This is a genomic window from Limnoraphis robusta BA-68 BA1 (assembly GCF_034932365.1).
Classification (GTDB): Bacteria; Cyanobacteriota; Cyanobacteriia; order Cyanobacteriales; family Microcoleaceae; genus Capilliphycus; species Capilliphycus robustus.
Genome location: NZ_JAYGHR010000064.1, coordinates 55,369 through 76,274 on the forward strand (window position 1 = coordinate 55,369; position 20,906 = coordinate 76,274).

The following is a 20,906-nucleotide window of genomic DNA, read 5'->3' on the forward strand; positions in this document are numbered from 1 at the left end:
CCTTTTAAAACCTATTTTGACTGTTTTTTCGCTGGCTCTGTAGCTGGTTCTGTTTGTTGTTTCATCTCAGCCGGAGCCGAGACTTGAGTTGCACCTTCCAGCATTAATTGAGTAATAACCTCATAGGTTTCTACCCAAGCCTGTTCGGTTTCTGCTGTCCAGTCTTCTTTTAAATACTGTGCAAATGTTGTTAATAACGCTTGACCAACTGCGGGATAATATTCGGGTAAGGTTCCATAACCTTTGTGTCTGGCTCCCAAGTCTTTTAAAACCGGTTTCAAGACATCCGGTTGACGAATATTTTCCACCAACAAAACCAAAGAATTTAGCAGCTTTTGATGTTGCTTTTTTATATCAGTTTTATTAAAAAGTGGCTCGGTTTCTGGGTTTTCTTTAAAAAGATTATCATAAAAACTGGCGACAAATTCGTTAGCTTCGGGTTTAATTTTCTCAAAGCTACTTTCGACTAATTCAATCCGAGATTGTTCGGAGAGTTGAACAGCAGGAACCGCTACAATTTGGGGTTTAACTTCCGGTTTTTCTAAATAAACAACAACCTTTTCAACTGGAGTAGATACTATTAATTTAACGGTTTCAGGTTGAACAGTTGCTCCCGCTCCTTCTAACATGATTTCAGTAATCACTTGATAAGTTTCTAGCCAAGCTTGTTGAGTTTCGGCTGTCCATTTTTCTTGTAAATACTGTGCAAATGTTGTTAATAAAGCTGACCCGACTGCGGGATAATATTCAGGTAAGGTTCCATAACCTTTGTGTCTGGCTCCCAAGTCTTTTAAAACCGGTTTCAAGACATCCGGTTGACGAATATTTTCGACTAATAAAACTAAAGAGTTGAGCAGCTTTTGTCCTTGCTTGCTCATGTCAGTTTTCTTAAATAAAGGTTGTGCTTCTGGATGAGCTTCAAATAGGTTTTTGTAGAAACTGGCGACAAATTCGTTAGCTTGAGGTTTAATTTTTTCAAAGCTATTTTCAACTAATTCAATTCGAGATTGTTCGGAGAGTTTAACAGCAGGAACAGCTACAATTTGGGGTTTAACTTCCGGTTTTTCTAAATAAACAACAACCTTTTCAACTGGAGTAGATACTATTAATTTAACGGTTTCAGGTTGAACAGTTGCTCCCGCTCCTTCTAACATGATTTCAGTAATCACTTGATAAGTTTCTAGCCAAGCTTGTTGAGTTTCGGCTGTCCATTTTTCTTGTAAATACTGTGCAAATGTTGTTAATAAAGCTGACCCGACTGCGGGATAATATTCAGGTAAGGTTCCATAACCTTTGTGTCTGGCTCCCAAGTCTTTTAAAACCGGTTTCAAGACATCCGGTTGACGAATATTTTCGACTAATAAAACTAAAGAGTTGAGCAGCTTTTGTCCTTGCTTGCTCATGTCAGTTTTCTTAAATAAAGGTTGTGCTTCTGGATGAGCTTCAAATAGGTTTTTGTAGAAACTGGCGACAAATTCGTTAGCTTGAGGTTTAATTTTTTCAAAGCTATTTTCAACTAATTCAATGCGTTTTAATTCATCGGGGGAACGAGCTAAAGACATTTTTTTATAGGAGATGACGATATTAATCAGTATTATAGGCGATGAATCCAGCATATTCTGTAAAAACAGTTTTACCGAAACTTCCGTCTAGGAAGCCGTTTTAATTTTTGGCGCAACGGAAGTTCCGTTTTAAGTTGCAAATAATCTGTGCGATCGCCTCTGTCGTACACCCCAAAAACCCACTTTCTCAGAGAAAGCAGGTTTTTAATCCCCCGTCTTGATCGCAATTTCTCGACTTACCCGACCCCCAAGCCTAAAGACTGAAGATTTATTACTGAATTCCTAACACCTGACCCATATAATCTCTCCACAACTGAGCCGCATTCCCACTACTGCCATTCGTCGCTGAATTATCATCATTTCCCAACCAAACGCCAGTTGTGAAGTTATATTCGGGTACAAACCCAATAAACCAGAGATCAACATTATCATCCGTTGTTCCTGTTTTCCCCGCTTCTCCGACTCCGAGCGACGCACCTTGACCCGTTCCCCCTCTGATCACACCCTGCAATAATTGAGTCATTGTACTGGCAACTAACGGCTGTAAAGCTTGAGGGCGAACCGGGTTTTCACGATCATAAGAATAAATCACCCGACAACTGGTAATATCGTTAATATCCGTACAATCACTACTATCTAAAATGCGTTTAATCGCGTGGGGACGATTGAATATTCCTACATTAGCAATCGTACCAAATGCACCTGTCATTTCTAACAACGTTACTTCACTTTGACCGATGACTAACCCCGGAACCGCTTTAAGATCAGAACGAACTCCTAACTGTTTTGCCATAGTGATCACTCGATCTAAACCCACTTCTTGAGCAATTCGCAAAGCAGTAACATTTTCAGATAATGCCATCCCCCGATACATATCTACACTACCGCCTGAGCGTTCACAACCTCGAAAGCTTTGACCCTGCCAAGTTAACGGTTCACAAGAATAGGTACTTCCCGGCGGAATACCTTGATTTAAAGCCGCTGCATAGCTAAAAATTTTAAAAGTCGATCCCGGTTGACGCAAAGCTTGAGTCGCCCGGTTAAACTGACTTTCTTGATAGTCTACACCCCCAACCATCGCAACCACTTCCCCCGTCGTCGAGTTTAACGTCACAATTGCCCCTTGGGAAAAATCCGCCGCCCTCCCGGCTGTGTTGAGACTGTTGCGAAGGGAAGTTTCAGCTTTGTTTTGAAACTGAGGGTCTAACGCCGTTTCGACGATAAAGTTGCCTTCTCGGGCGAGTTGTTCCCCTAAAAGTTCTTCAATTTCGGTGAATACATAATCATAGAAATAGGGTGCAACCGTGCTTTGTAAAAGTTCTTTTGCTTTGGGGTTAATTTCAATTCGCGATCGCCTCGCTCGATCCGCTTCTTCTTCGCTGACCATTCGCAATTCTAACATCCGGCTAATGACGCGATCGCGATATTCTACAGCAAGCTGATAATTTTGAATCGGGTTAAACGTATTCGGAGCGGGTAAAATTCCGGCAAGAGTTGCCGCTTCTGAAAGCGTTAATTCTTTCGCGGATTTATCAAAATAAAACTGGGCTGCATCTTCAAAACCGTACAAATCCAAACCCAAAAAAACCCGATTAATATAGGTTAATAACAGCTTCTCTTTGCTATAAATCGTTTCTAATTTTAAAGCAACAATCGCTTCTCGCAACTTCCGACCCGCAGAATCTTCTGTTCCCACATAATCGCGAAACAAACTTCTTGCCAATTGCTGGGAGATTGTACTGCCGCCTTCACGAATTGTACCGCCTTCCACGTTCGTCAGAAAGGCTCGAGTAATGCCAATCGGGTCAACTCCTAAATGCCAATAAAAACGACTATCCTCAGAGGCAATTACGGCTTGGGGGAGATATTTGGAAACGTCCGAGAGATTTTCAACTTCTAAATGAGCATTATTACTGGATTGACGTAGGGGGCTATTGTCCTGAGAAAATACAATCACAGGCCCCGTGATCGTTTTAGGGAGGGGTCGAACCGAGAATTTTTGCCACTCAACTAAGACCAACACCGTCGCTGAAGCGCTCACCCCACAGAGGCTTAAAAAGCTGTACCACAGCAAACGACTGTACCAAGGGGGGGGATCAACATATTGCAGTCGCACCCCGTTAGCGAGTTCAGGAGGGCCGAGAGTGATTAAATCTCCATGACGCAAGGGAAGTTGACCGATGCGACGACTCCCGAGATAGATACCATTGGTGGAGTTTTCATCTTGGATGACAAATTGCCGCGATCTTGATCGTCCACGACGGACGAGACACAGATGCACCTGACTGACAACCGGGTTTCGCACCACGATATCACAAGAACGAGAGGAACGTCCCAAAGTGTAGCGATCGCCGAGTAGGGGATATACATCAGCAGTATCGGCGTCGGCATTTTGTACCCACAATTCAGGGACTCGGGCATTGGGTTGGAGAACCAGCCGAGAAAAATTGACCTTCGCATGGAGGGTCTGAACAACTTGAGTGATAGCACCCAGAAGGGTTCTAGGCTTCTGTGGAGGCTTCGTTGATGTCATACTGAGCGATGATCGGCAAGCAGCACAAAGCGTTTCACTCATTTTACTCGCAAGTTCTCGAACTTGGGGTGTGTTGGATGTCGGGTGTTGGGGAAAGAGGAATTAAGGTCTTCTCTCGGATGGATCAGTCGGAGGGCGGCGGGGTTGTTCTCCAATAAACATCGCAATTAGTAAACAAACAATCCCAATATTAATCGAAACATCGGCTAAATTGAACACCGGAAATTGAATGAGGCGAAAATCCAAAAAATCGACCACATGACCGGAGACAAATCGATCAATGCCATTTCCTAATGCTCCCCCTAATATTAAGCCATATCCAATTTGTTCCCAACGATTTACCCTTGGCCCCCACCACGCCAACCCCATTAATCCTAAACTTACCCCCAACGATAACCATCGCAACCACAATACCCCCCCATTACTAAATAAACTAAATGCCGCCCCGGTATTGATCACATAGGTCAAGTGAAAAACATCTAGCCACAGGGGAATTGTTTGGGGAGGATTGGTCAGTTCTAAGGTTTGAACGATCCAAAATTTCGTGAGATGATCGACAATTAAACTGAGAATTCCAGCGATCCAAAAAATCGGATTTTTTTGAAATTGCATAAAACAGGAGTCAGAATACAGAATTCAGAATTCAGAATACTCTACCCATAAAGGGATAGAGTTTTAAGGCGAGAATATTTTAATTTTTTTCGCTTGACTGAGGGCGAGGTTTTAACCAATATTCGTCACCCACTCGTACAGAATTCATACTGAATTCTGACTCCTGAGTTCTGAATTCTTCTTATAAACGGGGAACCGGGAAAGAAAAGCGGACATCAACTGTCTATTTTTAGGGGATTTTGATTCAATAAAACATTAACCCACGCAATACATAGGATAACACGGTAATGGCACAGGCGACACCAAGTTGACCGGGGAGAGGATGAAGGGAGTATTTTTGAATGGAGTCTATTAAAGATAGATTTTGAGTGGTGAATCCTTCAAAAACATGATTACCAATTAAATAGGTGATTCCGACTCCATGAATGATTAACAAACCACACAAACAACTAAATGCTAAAAGTTCTAACTTTGGGCTAGCTTTAAAGGCAATCATGCCACAAACCCAACCACCGGGAACAAAACCCAGTAAATAACCAAAGGTAGGTTCTCGTAAATAGCCAATCCCGCCCCCTTCAGAAAAGACAGGTAAAACCGTTAAACCGAGGACGAGATAAGCAATTTGTGAGATAGCGGCTGCATTTTTTCCGCCCATACAACCGACCAACAAAACGGCCCCAATTTGATAAGTGACTCCTAAAGAATAAACCGAGATTTCTTGTTGTTGCCATAGCCAAGATGGATCGGCAGCAAATGCTTCTAAAAATGTGCCACCGATGGTTAAAATAACGCCAATAATTGCCCACAGCAATTCCAAGGGAGGAGTCATTACAGTTATCAGTTATGCAGTGAACAGTGACCAGTTTTTACAGTTTACAGTTTACAGTTATGCAGTTACCAGCTTTTACAGTTTACAGCGCGAAGTGCGATCTTGGGGTTACGCCTGCGTGGAGCGCGTTCCTTGCGACGGGCGCGGTTTCCGGCGAGAGCAAAGTTCGTGCATAGAGCAAAGTTTGCAAGAGAGCAACTTCGCAAGAGAGTTTACAGTTATTAGTTATTAGTTACCAGCTTTTACAGTTATCACTGTTAACTGGTTACTGTTAACTGGTCACTGTAAACTGTTAACTGGTCACTGCATAACTGTAAACTGTTAACTGTTAACTGGTCACTGGTCACTGTTCACTGTTCACTGTAAAACAGGTGCTTCTCCTCCGATCAGTCCTAAAGACTCTAGCATCGCCTGATCTTGTTCAGGGGACTGGCCGAGAGTCGTCAAGTAGTTTCCGATTAACATAGCGTTTATCCCTGATTTTAACCCCAGGCTTTGCAGTTCACCCATGACGGCTTCTCGTCCTCCTGCGTAGCGAAGAATTTGTTTGGGGAGAATCAGTCGAAAGATGGCGATCGCTTTTAAGGCTTCGTAGGGGTCTAGTTTGGGTTGATCACTGAGGGGCGTTCCTTCTCGGGGGTTCAAGAGGTTCAACGGAACTGACTCAACTTCCAGTTCCCGTAAGGCTAGGGCTAAGTCGATGCGATCTTCCCAAGATTCACCCATCCCGAGAATACCGCCTGTGCAGGCTTGAATTCCGGCTGCTTTGAGGTTTTTCACGGTTTCGACGCGATCGCGCCAACTGTGGGTACTGACGATCTGGGGATAGAAGTTCTCTGAGGCTTCTAAGTTATGGTTGTAGCGGGTGACGCCAGCTTCAGCTAAAGCCGTTGCTTGTGAGGGGGTGAGTTCTCCCAGGGCGCAACAGGGTTTGATTTGGGTTTCAGTCTGAATACGCTTGACCGTCTCTAAAATTTGTTCAAATTCAGTAGACTTTGGACTACTATATTTGGGGCCGCGTCCTTGAGAAACCAAACAGAAGCGTTTGGCTCCGGCAGCTTCGGCGGCTTTCGCTTGGGCTAGAATTTCTTCAGGGGATTTTAAGCCATAAACCGGGGAATTGTCACCGGGATGATGAGCCGACTGAGAACAAAAGCCACAGTTTTCTGAGCAGTTTCCTGATTTAACGTTGATAATGCTACAGAGATCAACGATATTACCACAACAGGCTTGACGGACGCGATCGGCGGCTTCACACAGCAGCAGAATCTCATCTTGCGTTGTGATTTGTTGGGTCAGGGCGATCGCTTCTGAGCGACTGATGGAATCTCCGGAAATGATCCGATCGGCTAGATCCTTCAGCCAGGTTTGAAGGGATTGCGAGATTCCCTGTGCTGGAACGTTCTCTAGAGAAGAGATTGAGCCGTCGCCTTGAAGATGGGTTGAGAGTGGGACTTGAACCACGTTACGCTTCTGTAGTTTGAAATTCATCCAAATTTTACCAAAAATTGCCGCACACGCCCCTACCTTTTAGGTATGGGGATATAAGGCTCTTTCAAATGCTATAATAACTCTACTGGCAGGGTATTCAACCAGTTGAAAAACCCAGCATCTAATCGATGCAATGAACCTTGAAAACTTAAGGTATGGGGTTCTTGCCAGGAATGCTTTGGCCATATAAAACCTTAAAGCACCAAGTACAGAGAATCAAGCATTTTTTTCTCAAGTACGGTAGGGCATACCGAAACTATCTCTGAAATGGGATGAACGACTGGGGAGACGAACCCCTCAAAGAGTAGGTTAGGAAACCAGCTTGCTGTAAGGGTTGTCAATGAATCAGTAATCCAAAGCCGTGAGGTTTGGAGAATCCCCTTTCTTTAGAAATGGGGAGTATGTCAACATCTTACTACTTTTGCAGTCATTCCTCACCCTGAATCTGTTACCCGCTACCCCTGTTCCTGTTGAGCTTGTGTGTTGTCTGTCTTGATTGCCAGAGATTTTATACAATTTGGCCCTAGACTGAGACGACTGATTAAGATTTGCTTCTTGATTAATAATTTTGCTGAATCTTTAACCTTTCCTTTACCTTGATTTGTTAGTGAGACGCTATCCTCTAGGGTATTCGTGCAGTCAACACAACAATCCCATTGTTATGGTTTTTCGTCTCAATTCAATCAATCTCTCTAGCTTGATCGCAAAAGTTTCGGCTGTGGCTCTCGTGGCGACGTTAGCCGCTTGTGGAGGGGGCAGCGATACCGCAACCAATACAACAGGTGGTGGTGGCACAACCCCGACGACAGATGGTGGCACAGCCCCGGCTGCATCTGGGGATGGGGCCGATGCTAGACTCGTTCTCAACCAACAAGTAAACTTAGTGGGTGCGGGTGCAACATTCCCTGCTCCTCTTTATCAGCGTTGGTTTCAAGAATTTTCTCAAGGTACACAGAACTTGCAAATTGATTATCAGTCTGTGGGTAGTGGAGCGGGAGTTGAACGGTTTACCCAAGGCTTGGTGCAGTTTGGCGCTAGCGATGTGGCAATGACCGATGAAGAAATTGCCAAAGTTCAAAGAGGCGTTTTAATGCTGCCTGTAACAGCAGGAAGTATCGGTTTAGCTTATAATCTTTCTGGAGTCGAAGGACTCAAGCTCTCTCGGCAAACTTATGCAGACATCTTTCTGGGTAAGATTACCAACTGGAATGATCCAGCGATCGCCGAAGATAACCCCGGCTTGCAATTACCCGATCAACCGATTACTGTAGTCTATCGTTCTGACGGTAGTGGAACTACAGGAGTATTCACGCAACACATGAGTGCTGCTAGTGAAGACTGGAAGAACAGCGTCGGAGATGGTAAAACCGTACAGTGGCCGGTAGGAATTGGCGGTAAAGGGAATGAAGGCGTAACGGCTCAGGTCAGTCAAACCCCCGGCGCTATTGGTTACATTGAATATGGTTATGCTAAGAGTGCAGGTATACCTCTGGCAGCCCTAGAAAATAAGTCGGGTCAGTTCGTTGAACTTACCGATGAATCAACCTCCAAAACACTAGAAGCCATTCAATTACCGGAAGACTTACGAGCATTTGTTCCCGATCCAGAGGGAGAAGAATCCTATCCCATTGTTAGCTATACCTGGCTCCTAATTTACGGAGAATACCCCGATCCAGAAGTTGCTAAATCCATTGAGGCAATGGTGGAATACAGCTTAACTAAAGGTCAAGAAATCGGCCCCGATTTAGGCTATATTAAACTGCCTCAGAACGTCAGAGAGAAAGTTGCAGCAGTTGCCGATCAAATTAGCCCCGATTACCAGATCAATGTAAATTAACTGGGTCGTGATGATCGCTGGGAAGCTGTTTGTTTCCAGGTCAATTATCTGCGAAACAGACAGTTTAAATGGCTTGTCTAACCCGAAAAACGGTTTATGGATGGTTTCGCAAGATTGATTAGGAAAACAAACGCACGCTCAAAACACTAAATTATGGTTACACCTCGTGGTAACGTTCAAGATGTTGGACGATCTCACGCAAAAGCTGAGAAGCATCCCATCCCTTTACTCTTTCGTCTCAATCTAATCAATCTCTCAAGTCGGATCACTCAGGTGTTGGCAGTTGCTTCAGTGTTGGTGCTAGCCTCTTGTGGAGGCAACGACAGTACCAATGGTTCTGGTAATGATCGGCTCGTTCTCAACCAACGAGTTAATTTAGTGGGCGCGGGTGCATCTTTTCCCGCTCCGTTGTATCAACGGTGGTTCCAAGAACTCTCTCGAAAAACGCCAAATCTGCAAATTGATTATCAGTCTGTAGGTAGTGGAGCAGGCATTGAACGATTCACTCAAGGGTTAGTACAGTTTAGCGCGAGTGATGTGGCAATGACCGATGAAGAAATTGCCCGAGTTCAAAGAGGGGTTTTCTTGCTGCCAATGACAGCAGGGAGCATTGTTTTAGCTTACAATCTTCCAGGGGTGGAGAATCTGAGACTGTCTCGGAAGACTTATGCAGATATTTTTCTCGGTAAGATTAGGAACTGGAACGATCCGGCGATCGCCAAAGATAACCCTGGTGTGCAATTGCCAAACCAACCGTTAACTGTGGTTTTCCGTTCTGACGGAAGTGGAACCACAGGGGTATTTACTCGGCACATGAGTGCCATTAGTCAAGAGTGGAAGAATAAAATCGGACAAGGGGTAAGCGTACAGTGGCCTGTGGGAGTGGGCGGGGCGCGAAATGATGGTGTAGCGGCTCAAGTCAGACAATCTCCCGGTGCAATTGGTTTTCTAGAGTATGGGTTTGCTCGGAGTGCGGGCTTACCAGCGGCAACTTTAGAAAACAAATCGGGTAACTTTGTGGAGGCGACTGGCTCTTCAGCGACTAGAGCTTTAGAATCAGTGCCTTTACCGGACGATTTAAGGGCATTTATAGACGATCCAGAAGGGGATGAATCTTATCCGATTGTGACCTACAGTTGGTTGCTCGTCTACAGAGAATCTCCTGATCCCGTCATTGCTAAATCAATTGAGGCGATGGTGGAATACGGCTTAAATCAAGGTCAAGAAATCAGTCCCGAGTTGGGTTACATTCAACTCCCTCAGAACGTTAGAGAGAGAGTAGCAGAAGTCGCAGACAAAATCAGCCCAGATTTCCAGATTAAAGTCAAGTAATCAAGCCCTGATTGGGTAAGCTGAGGCTGAGTGGGTGAACGGCTCCTATAGGCGACGTACTTCACCCCTACTTGAAAATCTTCCTCTGTTTTCTAGAGTTCATCAAAAAATAAACACACAACCCCTTCACGAAACACTGAATTATGGTTGCACCCGTAGGTAATGTTCGAGATGTTGGACGATCTCGCACAGATGTCGAGAAGAAACTAGACTCAGGCTTTATTTGGCTAACGCGCATTTTTGCTTGGGGTATTGCTGGAATTTTGCTTTTGATTGCATTGCCCATTGCCCAGCAAGCGATTCCCGCGTTCCAAAAGTTTGGTTTAGGCTTTCTGTTTACGAGCGCCTGGAACCCGGTTCAAGAAACCTATGGCGCTTGGCCGATGATTTATGGAACCCTAGTTAGTTCCTTTATTGCTTTGCTGATAGCTGTTCCTTTGGGTTTAGGAACGGCGATTTTTTTGAGTGAAGATTTTATTCCTCCCGGAGTTCGCAGAATCTTAACGTTTCTCGTCGAACTGCTGGCTGCTATTCCGAGTGTTGTCTATGGTTTATGGGGAATTTTTGTGTTGATTCCCTTTTTACGACCCATCCAAATGTTTATATACAAAAGCTTTGGCTGGATTCCCATCTTTAGTACACCTCCTGCTGGCCCCGGTATGTTTCCGGCGGGTGTGATTTTGGCGATTATGACTTTGCCAATTATCACTGTTATTGCTCGGGACTCTCTGGCTAGTTTACCTTCGGACTTACGGCAAGCTTCGATGGGCTTGGGTGCAACTCGTTGGATCACGATTTTCCAAATTTTAATTCCGGCTGCCTTTTCCGGGATTGTTGGGGGAGTGATGCTCGGACTGGGGCGGGCGATGGGAGAAACAATGGCGGCTACTATGATTATTGGCAACTCCAACAACGTCAATATTTCTCTATTTGCTCCCGGTAACACCATTGCTTCTCTGATGGCTAACCAATTCCCTGAAGCTTCGGGTTTGCAAGTTTCGGCGTTGATGTATGCCGGTATGGTGCTTTTTCTGCTGACTTTGATCGTCAATGTTCTGGCTCAAATGATTGTCAGCCGAGTTCAATCAAAATACCAGTAACTACTCAGGCACAAATGCACGCTCAAAGACTGATAGGCAAATTGTTTCGAGTTGTTAAACTGAAGTTATCCTCATAGTCGCTATGTCAAATTATGCTCAACCTTACACCGATCCAGGTGCTAAAAGTTTAATTCGCGATCGCAGTCGTCCCCGAGATATTTTAGATGTTGCAATGACGGGCCTTGCTGGGACTTGCATCGCTCTGACGGTGATTCCTCTGTTTGCGGTTTTGTTTTACGTTTTGCTCAAAGGTGGAAGCCGCCTCAATATAGACTTATTTACCAAGTTGCCTCCTGCTGCGGGTCAAACTACGGGTGGAATTGCCAGTGCTATTTTAGGTACCCTGATGGTGGTTGGGATCGCTGCTTTAATTGCGGTTCCGTTTGGAGTGCTAGCCGCTATCTTCTTATCAGAGTTTAGCGGGGGTCAAGTCGCTCAGTCTATTCGTTTCGCAACGAACGTGATGAGTGGAGTTCCCTCGATTATTGCCGGGGTTTTCGCTTATAGTTCAATTGTCTTGACAACCGGACAGTTTTCGGTGATCGCCGGAGCCATTGCATTAGCAGTATTGATGCTGCCAACCATTGTCCGAACTACAGATGAAGCCCTACAAATTATTCCCCAAGATATCCGTCAAGCTTCTGTGGGAATTGGGGCATCGAACTATCAAACGGTTTTACAAGTGGTTCTTCCGGCTGCTATTCCGGCGATTTTAACCGGGGTAACGTTAGCAGTCGCCCGGGCGGCGGGAGAAACGGCTCCCTTGCTGTTTACTGTGGTCTACACCAACAACTGGCCTAGAGGGCCGTTTGCACCGACTTTGCCTTCCTTGGCTTATTTGGTTTACGAATTTGCCCGAGGATTCGATAAGATTTTGCAGGAATTTGCTTGGGCTGCCTCCCTGGTGTTGGTTCTTTTGGTTTTGATCACGAGTATTCTGACTCGTTGGGCTTCTCGTCAAGGTGATTTCTAAGGTCAGAAAACTCAATAATTGGGAGATTTGTACCACTGGGTGCTGGACGATTCAATCTTGAAAAATTTACAGGAAGTTAGGGGTTATGAAGGACTATAGCTATCAAAAAACGGTCAACGAAACGGAAACGGTTCTACAAGCTGAGAATTTAGACGTTTTCTATGGGGATTTTAAGGCGGTTCGGGGTGTTTCTCTGAATATTCCCAAAAATAAAGTCACCGCATTTATCGGCCCTTCTGGATGTGGGAAAAGTACCATTCTGCGCTGTTTTAATCGCCTCAATGATTTGATTCCGATTTTTCATTTAGATGGGAAGATTTATTATCAAAATAAGAACCTCTACGACCCCGATATTGACCCCGTAGAAGTCCGACGCCGAATTGGGATGGTGTTTCAAAAACCGAATCCTTTCCCTAAATCTATTTATGATAATATTGCTTACGGGGTGAAGGTAAACGGATTGGCGAAAACCAAAGAACAAATGGATGAGATCGTAGAGCGATCGCTCCGTCAAGCGGTACTTTGGGATGAAGTTAAAGATAAACTCGGTCAAAGTGGTTTCGCTCTTTCTGGAGGTCAGCAACAACGTCTCTGTATTGCTCGTACTGTTGCGGTGAACCCTGATGTTGTATTGATGGATGAACCTTGTGCTTCTCTCGACCCGATTTCTACACTCTCGGTTGAGGATTTAATTCACGAACTCAAGGAAAATTACACGATTATTATCGTAACTCACAATATGCAGCAAGCAACACGGGTTGCAGATATGACGGCTTTCTTTAACGCCAAGGCGATTGAAGGGGGTAAGCGTTTCGGGTATTTGGTTGAGTTTGATGACACCCAGACGATTTTCCAAAACCCCCAAGAAGAATCAACTCAACAATATGTAAGTGGTCGCTTTGGATAAAACAGAACAATTTTACTCTTTCTACCTCAACTTTGAGGTGGGTTGTTGACACTCCCCCGTCAAGCTTAAGCTGTGACGGGGGATTCTTGTTTCACGGAAGAATGCTTTTTAGTGCAAGCACTACTGAGTCTTATTTCTTCTCCACAAGCTTGAATTCCTGTGTGTCCCACAGTATTTGTTGACAGTATTCTTAGACCTTCTTCCCTAATGTTTTTCGCTGCATTCTCATCTCTATCATGGTGAGTTTTACAGTTTGGACAAACCCATTCACGAATACTTAAATTCAATGAATCGTTTTTGAATTTGCAGCAATTGCAAAGCTTTGTACTTGGGAAAAATCTGTCAACTTCAATCAACTTTCCTCCCTCTCTTTCAATTTTGTAGCCCAGGAAATTAATTAGCATTCCAAAACTAGCATCTAACACAGATTTTGCTAGCTTGGTGCGTGCTAATCCTTTAACGCAAAGGTTTTCCACTACAATGACTTGGTTCTCGTCAACTAACTTTCTGGAAAGTTTATGAAGGAAGTCAACTCTTGTGTTTGCTATCTTTTCATGGACTTTAGCAACCCTTTTGACTTGCTTCTTACGGTTATTAGAACCCTTTGTCTTTCGAGATGATGCTTGCTGCCTTCTTTTTAATCGCTTGGCATATTTTCTAGTGGGTTTAATTGGATCGACTTTCGTGTAAGTTTCACCGTCAAACATCGTTACCAAACTTGTTAACCCTAAGTCGATTCCTGAGATTTTCCCAGTGATATCAAGGGGTAAATTGTCAGATTCAAACAGAATAGCAGCAAAATATTTATCTGTACTTGTCTTAGACACGGTAACAGATTTAATTGGGCTGCTAATTGTTTTTGAGAGTTTGGCTTTAACAATCCCTAGTTTGGGAAGTTTGACTCCATTCCCTTTAATCGAACAACTTTCGGGATAACGAATTGATTGTTTTTTCCGCTTGTTTTTGAATTGAGGAAATCTAGCTCGGTGAGCAAAGAAGTTTTTGAAAGCAGTTTCTAAATTCTTTAATGATTGCTGTAATGTAGCAGCAGTAGCTTCTTGTAGGAACGAGTAATTAGGTAATTTTTTAAGTTGAGTTAAATATGCAGCCATGTCGCAATAACTTAACCCTTTTCCTGTTTCCTTGTACTGAGTGTTGGTTTTCTCTAAATAATAATTCCATACCATGCGACAGCAGCCAAAGTTTTTAGCTAAAGCCACTTCTTGTTCTTTGTTTTGGTACAGTCTTACTTTGAGAACCTCTAACATTGCTACTCTACATTGAGAATCTTCTGTTTAAATAACACTTAACGCTTAAAAATGTCAATTGAAAAAATATGTTGAGCAACAGGCAACTCCACAAAATTAATCGGATTCGCTACCGCTCATATTTATTTTTGTCGTGATTCATCTCACCGCCAAACCTCACGGATGTGGTGGGAGTCCTCTCACGATATTAAGATAGAAGTCAGAGGACAGAGGTGCTTCTGACTTCTTTTTTGTGTTGTCCTTCGTCAAGGGTTTTTCATCCAGTGACGCATCAAATTATCTTTAACCATACTTTGGCGTAAGACTTCCAGCAAATAGTCTTGAGCTTCTTCTAGGCTCAGACCCTTAACTTGCTCCCGCAGGACTTGGAGCTTGAACTGTTGCTCTAAACTTAGATTTCCAGGTGCTTTCATTGTGTTCTCCTCTTGGACGTGCAACTTCGACCTACAGAATTAGCAGGTAACGTGGGACCGTCTACTCTGCTCTTCTCTATTTGTAAATTATCGTAACAACTACTTGACAATCTGTCCATGATGTACAATTTTTCACTAATATACTTTGCAAAAGTTTATAGTTAGATCAGGGTACTGGGTACTGGGTACTGGGAATAGGTAAAAAATTGCTGACGGGGGTGAGCGATGACTGTCTCCCCCGGAACCCTAATAGCCCTATCATAGAAAAGGTATTAGCCTATAAAATCAATCAAAGGGAGAGTTTCTGCATGGATGCAATGCAATTCTTTCGGCAGAGTGCGGGACAGTGGCAGTCTTTACGAACTACCCATCATTTAGCTTTTAGACAAGCTGAAAAGGGTCATTCTAAAATCAACGTTGAAGCCCTGAGTGCGGATGATCCAAAAGTGGTTGAAATCTGCAAAATGCACGATGTCGATCCGGCAATTGCAGCCGGAGGTGCCTATGTGACTTGGAATGGTGAAATGGCTTGGGATAAGGATGATGAAAATCACTCCGGTTCGACGGTTTTTGCTATTGTTCCTGATGCGGATAATCCCCGCAAAGGTCGAATGTTGCGAGAACGAGGCTATGCGGAAATTGTTCCGGTTGTCGGACAGTTTGAGATGGATGAAGATGATGCTTTAATCTTAGTCACTGAATATGAAACGATGAGTTCGATAGAACGCTTTTGGTTTGCCAGTCCTAATGTCAGAATGCGAACCAGTGCAGTTAAACGGTTCGGTGGGTTTAATACTTCTACTTTCTGTACGGAAATTCGGATTGAGGAGACAGACTCAAAGGCTTCTTCTGAGTCTGAAAATGCAGAAAATACAGCTTTTTATTCTGCTTTAGGTTGGTAATTTACAGTGAACAGTGATCAGTGAACAGTGACCAGCTTTTACAGTGAACAGTGAACAGTGACCAGTGACCAGTGATAACTGTAAAAACTGGTAACTAATAACTAATAACTGTAAACTGTCAACTGTAAAAACTGGTCACTGTAAACTGTAAACTGTCAACTGTAAAAGCTGTTCACTGTTCACTGAAATAACTGGTCACTGTTTACTGTTAACTGATCACTGTATAAACCCGCCCTCTCTTTCTTGATTTTCTGTGGCGATGATGTGAATATCAATATCGGGAAGCGATCGCATTAAACGCTGAATAATTGAGCCTTTAAAGAATAATTGCCAGCGAGAACGATGGGTTTCACCGATGACGATTTGAGTAATTCTTTGAGTCTGAGCAACTTCTACAATTGTATCTAAAACATTCGTTGATTGAACTCGAATAAATTCTCCATGAAATTCTTTACAGAGTCGTTCACAAGTTTCTATATGGATGCTATCTTCTTTGGAGAGAAACTGATTATGATTATCTACAAATAAAGCGTATAATTTGGCATTCATGTAGTTAGAAATTCTTGCGCCTCGTCGCAAAAGTCTGATAGAATTAGGATAAGTGGAAATACAAACTAAAACCCGTTCACGGATATTGCAATAGTCAGATTTATTCCCATTACAACCACTTTCTTCGACATTATCCGCAACTTCTCGCAGCGCTAACTCCCGCAGTGCAATTAAATTACGTCGTTTAAAGAAATGATTCAACGCCTGATCAATTTTTTCAGGAGCATATATTTTCCCTTCTTTTAGCCGTTCTTGAAGGGTTTCTGGCGTGACATCAACGACAACGACTTCATCCGCTTCATCGATAACTGAGTCGGGAATTCGTTCTCGAACAACTATACCTGAAATGCGAAAGACTAAATCATTTAAACTTTCGAGATGTTGAATATTAACCGTTGAATACACATCAATTCCGGCGGCGAGAATTTGTTCGACATCTTGATAACGTTTGACAAACTTTGAACCGGGAATATTGGTGTGCGCGAGTTCATCGATTAACACCAGTTGTGGCTGCCTTTCTATTATGGCATCTGTATCCATTTCTGTCAAGCTTCGATGGGATAAAATCACATTTTTGCGAGGAATTAATTCTAACCCCATCGCTTTATTTGCAGTGTCTTCTCGTCCATGAGTTTCTAACAGTCCAATTACCACATCAATTCCATCTTGTTTGATAATTTTTCCTTCTTCCAACATCCGGTAAGTTTTACCAACACCGGGCGACATTCCAATAAAAATTTTGTGTTTCCCGCGACGAAGTGACACTTTATTTTTTCCTGTTAATTGGGGATTAACGGTTGTTAAAATTTCGTTAGATTTAATCATTTTTATTTTTCTGAGAAACCGGGTTCGATAACGAAAAATCTAGACAAGCTTATAGAAGTTGCAAGAAACCCGGTTTCTGATAGTACATCAAAAGAAATTTCTGAGAAACCGGGTTCGATAACGAAAAATATAGACAAGCTTATAGAAGTTGTAAGAAACCCGGTTTCTGATAGTTATGCAAGAATAAACAGATGTAAATTTGATACACCCAAATCACGATAATTGAATTAACTCAATTGATTTAAGGCCAAATTCAACTTGAGGACATTAACGCCCGGTTCTCCAAAAATTCCGAGAAAGCGTTTGTCGGTATTTTGAACAATTAATTCTTGAATTTCTTCGGTAGAAATTGAACGGGCTTGTGCGACTCTTGCAACTTGAACTTGAGCCGCTTCTGGAGTAATATGAGGGTCTAAACCCGAACCAGAAGTATAAACTAAATCAGCAGTGGGTTGAATTCCTGCTTGTTGAAGTCGAGTTTTTTCCTGTTGAATTCGGGTGATTAAATCAGGATTACTGGGTGCAAGATTACTAGCCCCTGAAATTCCTGTTGGTGCGCTATCTTCTCCCTGACTATAATTAATGGTACTCGGACGACTCCAAAAATAGCGTTCAGAAGTGAAAGATTGTCCGATTAAAGCAGAACCAACAATCTCACCTTGAGCGTTTGTAATTAAACTTCCATTGGCTTGATAGGGAAAAGCAACTTGACCGATAATTAGAAGTAAAGCTGGATAGAAAATTGCGGTAATTACCCACAAAATAAACGTGTTACGAACTCCAATCATTAATTCTGAAATCATGTTTTGAACTCCTATTTAATTGAAATACAGAACTTGTCTCAGCCGGATTAAAACCTCTCAGGTTGAAGAATGACAACAAATAGATAAACAGCCAGTCCGATAACGACTAATCCTAAAAGTCCCAAAGCATAGGCGGAACTTTTAGCAATATTGTTGTTAGTCGCCGCATAAACTAAGGGTGCGAGAACCACATTGAAACAAAGTGCTAAAAACAGACTGAGGGATAGTTTTCGATGTAGAAATCGACTCCCAATTAAATCACAGGTTTCGAGAAAAGAATTCAGTTTCATTGTCCGTAGGGGCGCAAGGCTTGCGCCCCGATAAATGTACAAAAATTGTCGGATATTTTGTTTGTAGATGGGTTGTATTTATCCGCCCGTTTAATTTTACCTAGCCCCCGGTTTGATCCCCCCTTGATCCCCCCTTTGAAAGGGGGGGGTAAGGCGAGGGGAGGATTTTTAAGTTTATTAAATATCTACAACTCTTATCCCAATAAAAAACTTTTTTCCTTTTCCCTCTCCTAACCCCCCTTTCAAAGGGCAGGGCCGTTTCATTCTAAAATTTTGCGATCGCTAAACCTTTGATGGGGGGCAAGTTTTAGGCTCTATTTAAACAGAAAATCTCAAAACTGTTGAAATAATCCTCCTTTTCTTTACAGAGAAAGGCTTTTAAGATTTGGCGATCGCATTTTTGAACCGAGAATGAAACAGCCCTGCCTTTCAAAGGGGGGCAGGGGGGATAGAGAGGGTAGGGAGAGGTCGAGAGGGTTAGGGAGAGGTAGAGAAGATGGGGTTAAAAATGGAACAGTCCTGTGCTTAGAAAGGGGGGATTCTATTGAGAATTAACGGGAAATCCGTTAGGCAAAACCAATCGCCGAAATCGTCACATCAATAAATTTGATAGCGATAAACGGTGCAATCACACCGCCAAGACCATAAATTAAGATGTTGCGTTGTAACAATTGATTTGCAGTCAACGGACGAAATTTCACCCCCGTTAACGCCAAGGGAATTAACGCCGGAATAATCAACGCATTGTAAATCAACGCCGAAAGAACCGCCGAATTCGGACTATTTAAACCCATGATATTTAACGCCCCAATTCCTGCACCCGCAAACATCGCCGGAATAATTGCAAAATATTTTGCAATATCATTCGCCACCGAAAAAGTGGTTAAAGCGCCGCGAGTAATTAACAGTTGTTTGCCAATTGTAACCAAATCAATTAACTTCGTCGGGTCCGAATCTAAATCCACCATATTCGCCGCTTCTTTCGCCGCTTGAGTTCCCGAATTCATCGCCAAACCCACATTTGCTTGGGCTAAAGCGGGGGCATCATTTGTTCCATCTCCCGTCATTGCGACTAACTTTCCTTGGGCTTGTTCTTGTTGAATAACTTGAATTTTGTCTTCGGGTGTGGCTTCGGCAATAAAATCATCAACCCCCGCTTCTTTAGCGATAACAGACGCCGTAATGCGGTTATCTCCGGTTAACATTACAGTGCGAACTCCCATCCGACGGAGTTGATTAAAACGTTCGCGAATTCCGGGTTTGATAATATCTTTGAGGTAAATTACGCCGTAAATTTCGTTATCCCGACAAACCGCTAAAGGTGTTCCTCCGAGTAACGAAACTCTCTCATAAGCGGTGTTTACATCCTCGGAAGGTTGTCCCCCTCGGGAACGAACAAACCCCCGTATCGCGTCTACCGCGCCTTTACGAACTTCGCCCCCGTCGGGTAAGTCGGTTCCGCTCATGCGAGTTCGGGCGGAAAATTCAACTCCTGTGGCTTTTTTTATGTTAAAATCTACCTGAGCGTCCATTCCTTCGGCTAACCGCACGATGGATTTTCCTTCGGGAGTGGTATCAAAAATACTCGCAGCTAGGGCAATTTTAGCGACATCTTCCACGCTGTATCCATCAACGGGAATAAATTCTTCGGCGAGTCGATTTCCTAACGTAATGGTTCCGGTTTTATCTAAGACTAAAGTATTGACATCGCCGCAAGCTTCCACCGCCCGTCCTGAAGTTGCAACCACATTAAATTGAGCAACTCTATCCATTCCCGCAATGCCAATTGCACTTAAAAGTCCGCCAATTGTTGTCGGAATTAACGCGACTAATAATGCAATTAACAGGGTGATGCTAACAGGACTATTGGCATAAAACGCAACCGGGGGAATGGTGGAAATAACAATTAAAAAGACTAAAGTCAAAACCGCCAGAAGAACCGTTAAAGCAATTTCGTTGGGGGTTTTGCTGCGTTCTGCCCCTTCAACTAATGCAATCATCCGGTCAATAAATCCTTTTCCGGGGTCAGCCGTCACACGGATAATCAATTCATCAGAAATGATTCGAGTTCCCCCTGTGACTGAACTGGCGACATCCGAACCCGCTTCTTTGAGAACTGGTGCCGATTCTCCGGTAATCGCGGATTCGTCAACCGATGCCACGCCCTCCAACACTTCACCATCGGCGGGAATCACGTCCCCTGCGACAACAGATATGCGATCGCCTTGTCTGAGGTTGGTCGAACTTACCTGCTCTATTGTACCATCTGGGAGCAATTTTCGCGCAATGGTTTCAGATTTTGTTGATCGTAACGCATCGGCTTGGGCTTTTCCCCGTCCTTCGGCGACGGCTTCGGCAAAGTTGGCAAACACAACGGTAAACAGCAAAATAACGGCAATTAAACCGTTAAATAAATAAAGATTGTCTCCGGTTACAGTACCGAATAAGTTGGGGTTTACGGTTAATAAAGCGGTGATTATTGTTCCCACCCAAACCACAAACATGACGGGATTTTTTGCCATGATGCGCGGGTGAAGTTTAACGAAGGCTTGTTGAAGGGCTTGTTGATATAAGCCCGATAAATTGGGTAACGGATGGTTTTGTTTTGAGATTTTGGAGTTCATGCTTTTGGAAACGGATTGGGTAACGGATGGGTTTTTTTTGAGATGGATGGGTTGGT

Annotated in this window: 17 protein-coding genes; 6 read left to right on the forward strand and 11 right to left on the reverse strand. The window is 43.4% G+C overall.

All coding sequences use genetic code 11. The features are described from left to right. Positions 1 to 11: 11 nt before the first annotated feature. The 5 genes from VB836_RS16120 to bioB form a co-directional block, all read right to left on the reverse strand. Complete coding sequence (locus tag VB836_RS16120; protein WP_323220650.1) at positions 12 to 1,562, reverse strand: globin family protein; 1,551 nt, start codon at positions 1,560 to 1,562, stop codon at positions 12 to 14. Positions 1,563 to 1,833: 271 nt separating this feature from the next. Beyond that, positions 1,834 to 4,095 carry a transglycosylase domain-containing protein gene (locus tag VB836_RS16125; RefSeq protein WP_323220652.1) on the reverse strand — a complete coding sequence of 754 codons (2,262 nt, stop codon included), beginning with the start codon at positions 4,093 to 4,095 and terminating at the stop codon, positions 1,834 to 1,836. 102 nt (positions 4,096 to 4,197) lie between these two features. Beyond that, positions 4,198 to 4,707 carry a signal peptidase II gene (gene lspA, locus VB836_RS16130; RefSeq protein ID WP_323220654.1) on the reverse strand — a complete coding sequence of 170 codons (510 nt, stop codon included), beginning with the start codon at positions 4,705 to 4,707 and terminating at the stop codon, positions 4,198 to 4,200. A 244-nt stretch (positions 4,708 to 4,951) separates the two neighbouring features. Further along, complete coding sequence (locus tag VB836_RS16135) at positions 4,952 to 5,536, reverse strand: biotin transporter BioY (protein WP_323220656.1); 585 nt, start codon at positions 5,534 to 5,536, stop codon at positions 4,952 to 4,954. A 357-nt stretch (positions 5,537 to 5,893) separates the two neighbouring features. After that, positions 5,894 to 7,027: a biotin synthase BioB gene (bioB, locus tag VB836_RS16140; protein WP_407659680.1), complete on the reverse strand. Its 1,134-nt coding sequence runs from the start codon at positions 7,025 to 7,027 to the stop codon at positions 5,894 to 5,896. A 661-nt stretch (positions 7,028 to 7,688) separates the two neighbouring features. On the opposite strand from bioB, the gene pstS (VB836_RS16145) reads away from it, so the two are divergent. The 5 genes from pstS (VB836_RS16145) (at position 7,689) to pstB (ending at position 13,176) form a co-directional block, all read left to right on the forward strand. After that, complete coding sequence (gene pstS / locus VB836_RS16145; RefSeq protein ID WP_323220658.1) at positions 7,689 to 8,864, forward strand: phosphate ABC transporter substrate-binding protein PstS; 1,176 nt, start codon at positions 7,689 to 7,691, stop codon at positions 8,862 to 8,864. A 153-nt stretch (positions 8,865 to 9,017) separates the two neighbouring features. Further along, complete coding sequence (pstS, locus tag VB836_RS16150; protein WP_323220660.1) at positions 9,018 to 10,196, forward strand: phosphate ABC transporter substrate-binding protein PstS; 1,179 nt, start codon at positions 9,018 to 9,020, stop codon at positions 10,194 to 10,196. Between the two features lie 143 nt (positions 10,197 to 10,339). Then, positions 10,340 to 11,296 carry a phosphate ABC transporter permease subunit PstC gene (gene pstC, locus VB836_RS16155; protein WP_323220662.1) on the forward strand — a complete coding sequence of 319 codons (957 nt, stop codon included), beginning with the start codon at positions 10,340 to 10,342 and terminating at the stop codon, positions 11,294 to 11,296. Positions 11,297 to 11,378: 82 nt separating this feature from the next. Continuing rightward, the gene (gene pstA, locus VB836_RS16160) at positions 11,379 to 12,269 is read left to right on the forward strand and encodes a phosphate ABC transporter permease PstA (RefSeq protein ID WP_323220663.1); all 891 of its coding nucleotides are present in this window, start codon (positions 11,379 to 11,381) and stop codon (positions 12,267 to 12,269) included. 85 nt (positions 12,270 to 12,354) lie between these two features. Beyond that, positions 12,355 to 13,176, forward strand: coding sequence for a phosphate ABC transporter ATP-binding protein PstB (pstB, locus tag VB836_RS16165; protein WP_323220665.1), 822 nt, complete (start codon positions 12,355 to 12,357; stop codon positions 13,174 to 13,176). Positions 13,177 to 13,241: 65 nt separating this feature from the next. Here the strand turns inward: pstB and VB836_RS16170 are convergent, their stop codons facing one another. Both VB836_RS16170 and VB836_RS16175 read right to left on the reverse strand, forming a co-directional pair. Continuing rightward, a complete protein-coding gene (locus VB836_RS16170; protein WP_323220667.1) occupies positions 13,242 to 14,444 on the reverse strand; it encodes an RNA-guided endonuclease InsQ/TnpB family protein in 1,203 nt (400 codons plus the stop codon). A gap of 245 nt (positions 14,445 to 14,689) precedes the next feature. Further along, positions 14,690 to 14,857, reverse strand: coding sequence for an NblA/ycf18 family protein (locus VB836_RS16175; protein WP_046277609.1), 168 nt, complete (start codon positions 14,855 to 14,857; stop codon positions 14,690 to 14,692). Positions 14,858 to 15,165: 308 nt separating this feature from the next. On the opposite strand from VB836_RS16175, the gene VB836_RS16180 reads away from it, so the two are divergent. Then, positions 15,166 to 15,759, forward strand: coding sequence for a phycobiliprotein lyase (locus VB836_RS16180; RefSeq protein WP_046277608.1), 594 nt, complete (start codon positions 15,166 to 15,168; stop codon positions 15,757 to 15,759). 216 nt (positions 15,760 to 15,975) lie between these two features. On the opposite strand, the gene VB836_RS16185 is transcribed toward VB836_RS16180, so the two are convergent. From VB836_RS16185 to kdpB, 4 genes are all read right to left on the reverse strand, one after another. Beyond that, entirely contained in the window at positions 15,976 to 17,133 is a 1,158-nt protein-coding gene (locus VB836_RS16185) for a sensor histidine kinase KdpD (protein WP_323220669.1), read from the reverse strand. A 227-nt stretch (positions 17,134 to 17,360) separates the two neighbouring features. Beyond that, positions 17,361 to 17,936 carry a K(+)-transporting ATPase subunit C gene (gene kdpC, locus VB836_RS16190; RefSeq protein ID WP_323220671.1) on the reverse strand — a complete coding sequence of 192 codons (576 nt, stop codon included), beginning with the start codon at positions 17,934 to 17,936 and terminating at the stop codon, positions 17,361 to 17,363. 47 nt (positions 17,937 to 17,983) lie between these two features. Next, positions 17,984 to 18,226 carry a K(+)-transporting ATPase subunit F gene (gene kdpF / locus VB836_RS16195; protein WP_323220673.1) on the reverse strand — a complete coding sequence of 81 codons (243 nt, stop codon included), beginning with the start codon at positions 18,224 to 18,226 and terminating at the stop codon, positions 17,984 to 17,986. Positions 18,227 to 18,792: 566 nt separating this feature from the next. After that, a complete protein-coding gene (gene kdpB / locus VB836_RS16200) occupies positions 18,793 to 20,850 on the reverse strand; it encodes a potassium-transporting ATPase subunit KdpB (RefSeq protein WP_323220675.1) in 2,058 nt (685 codons plus the stop codon). Positions 20,851 to 20,906 lie beyond the last annotated feature (56 nt).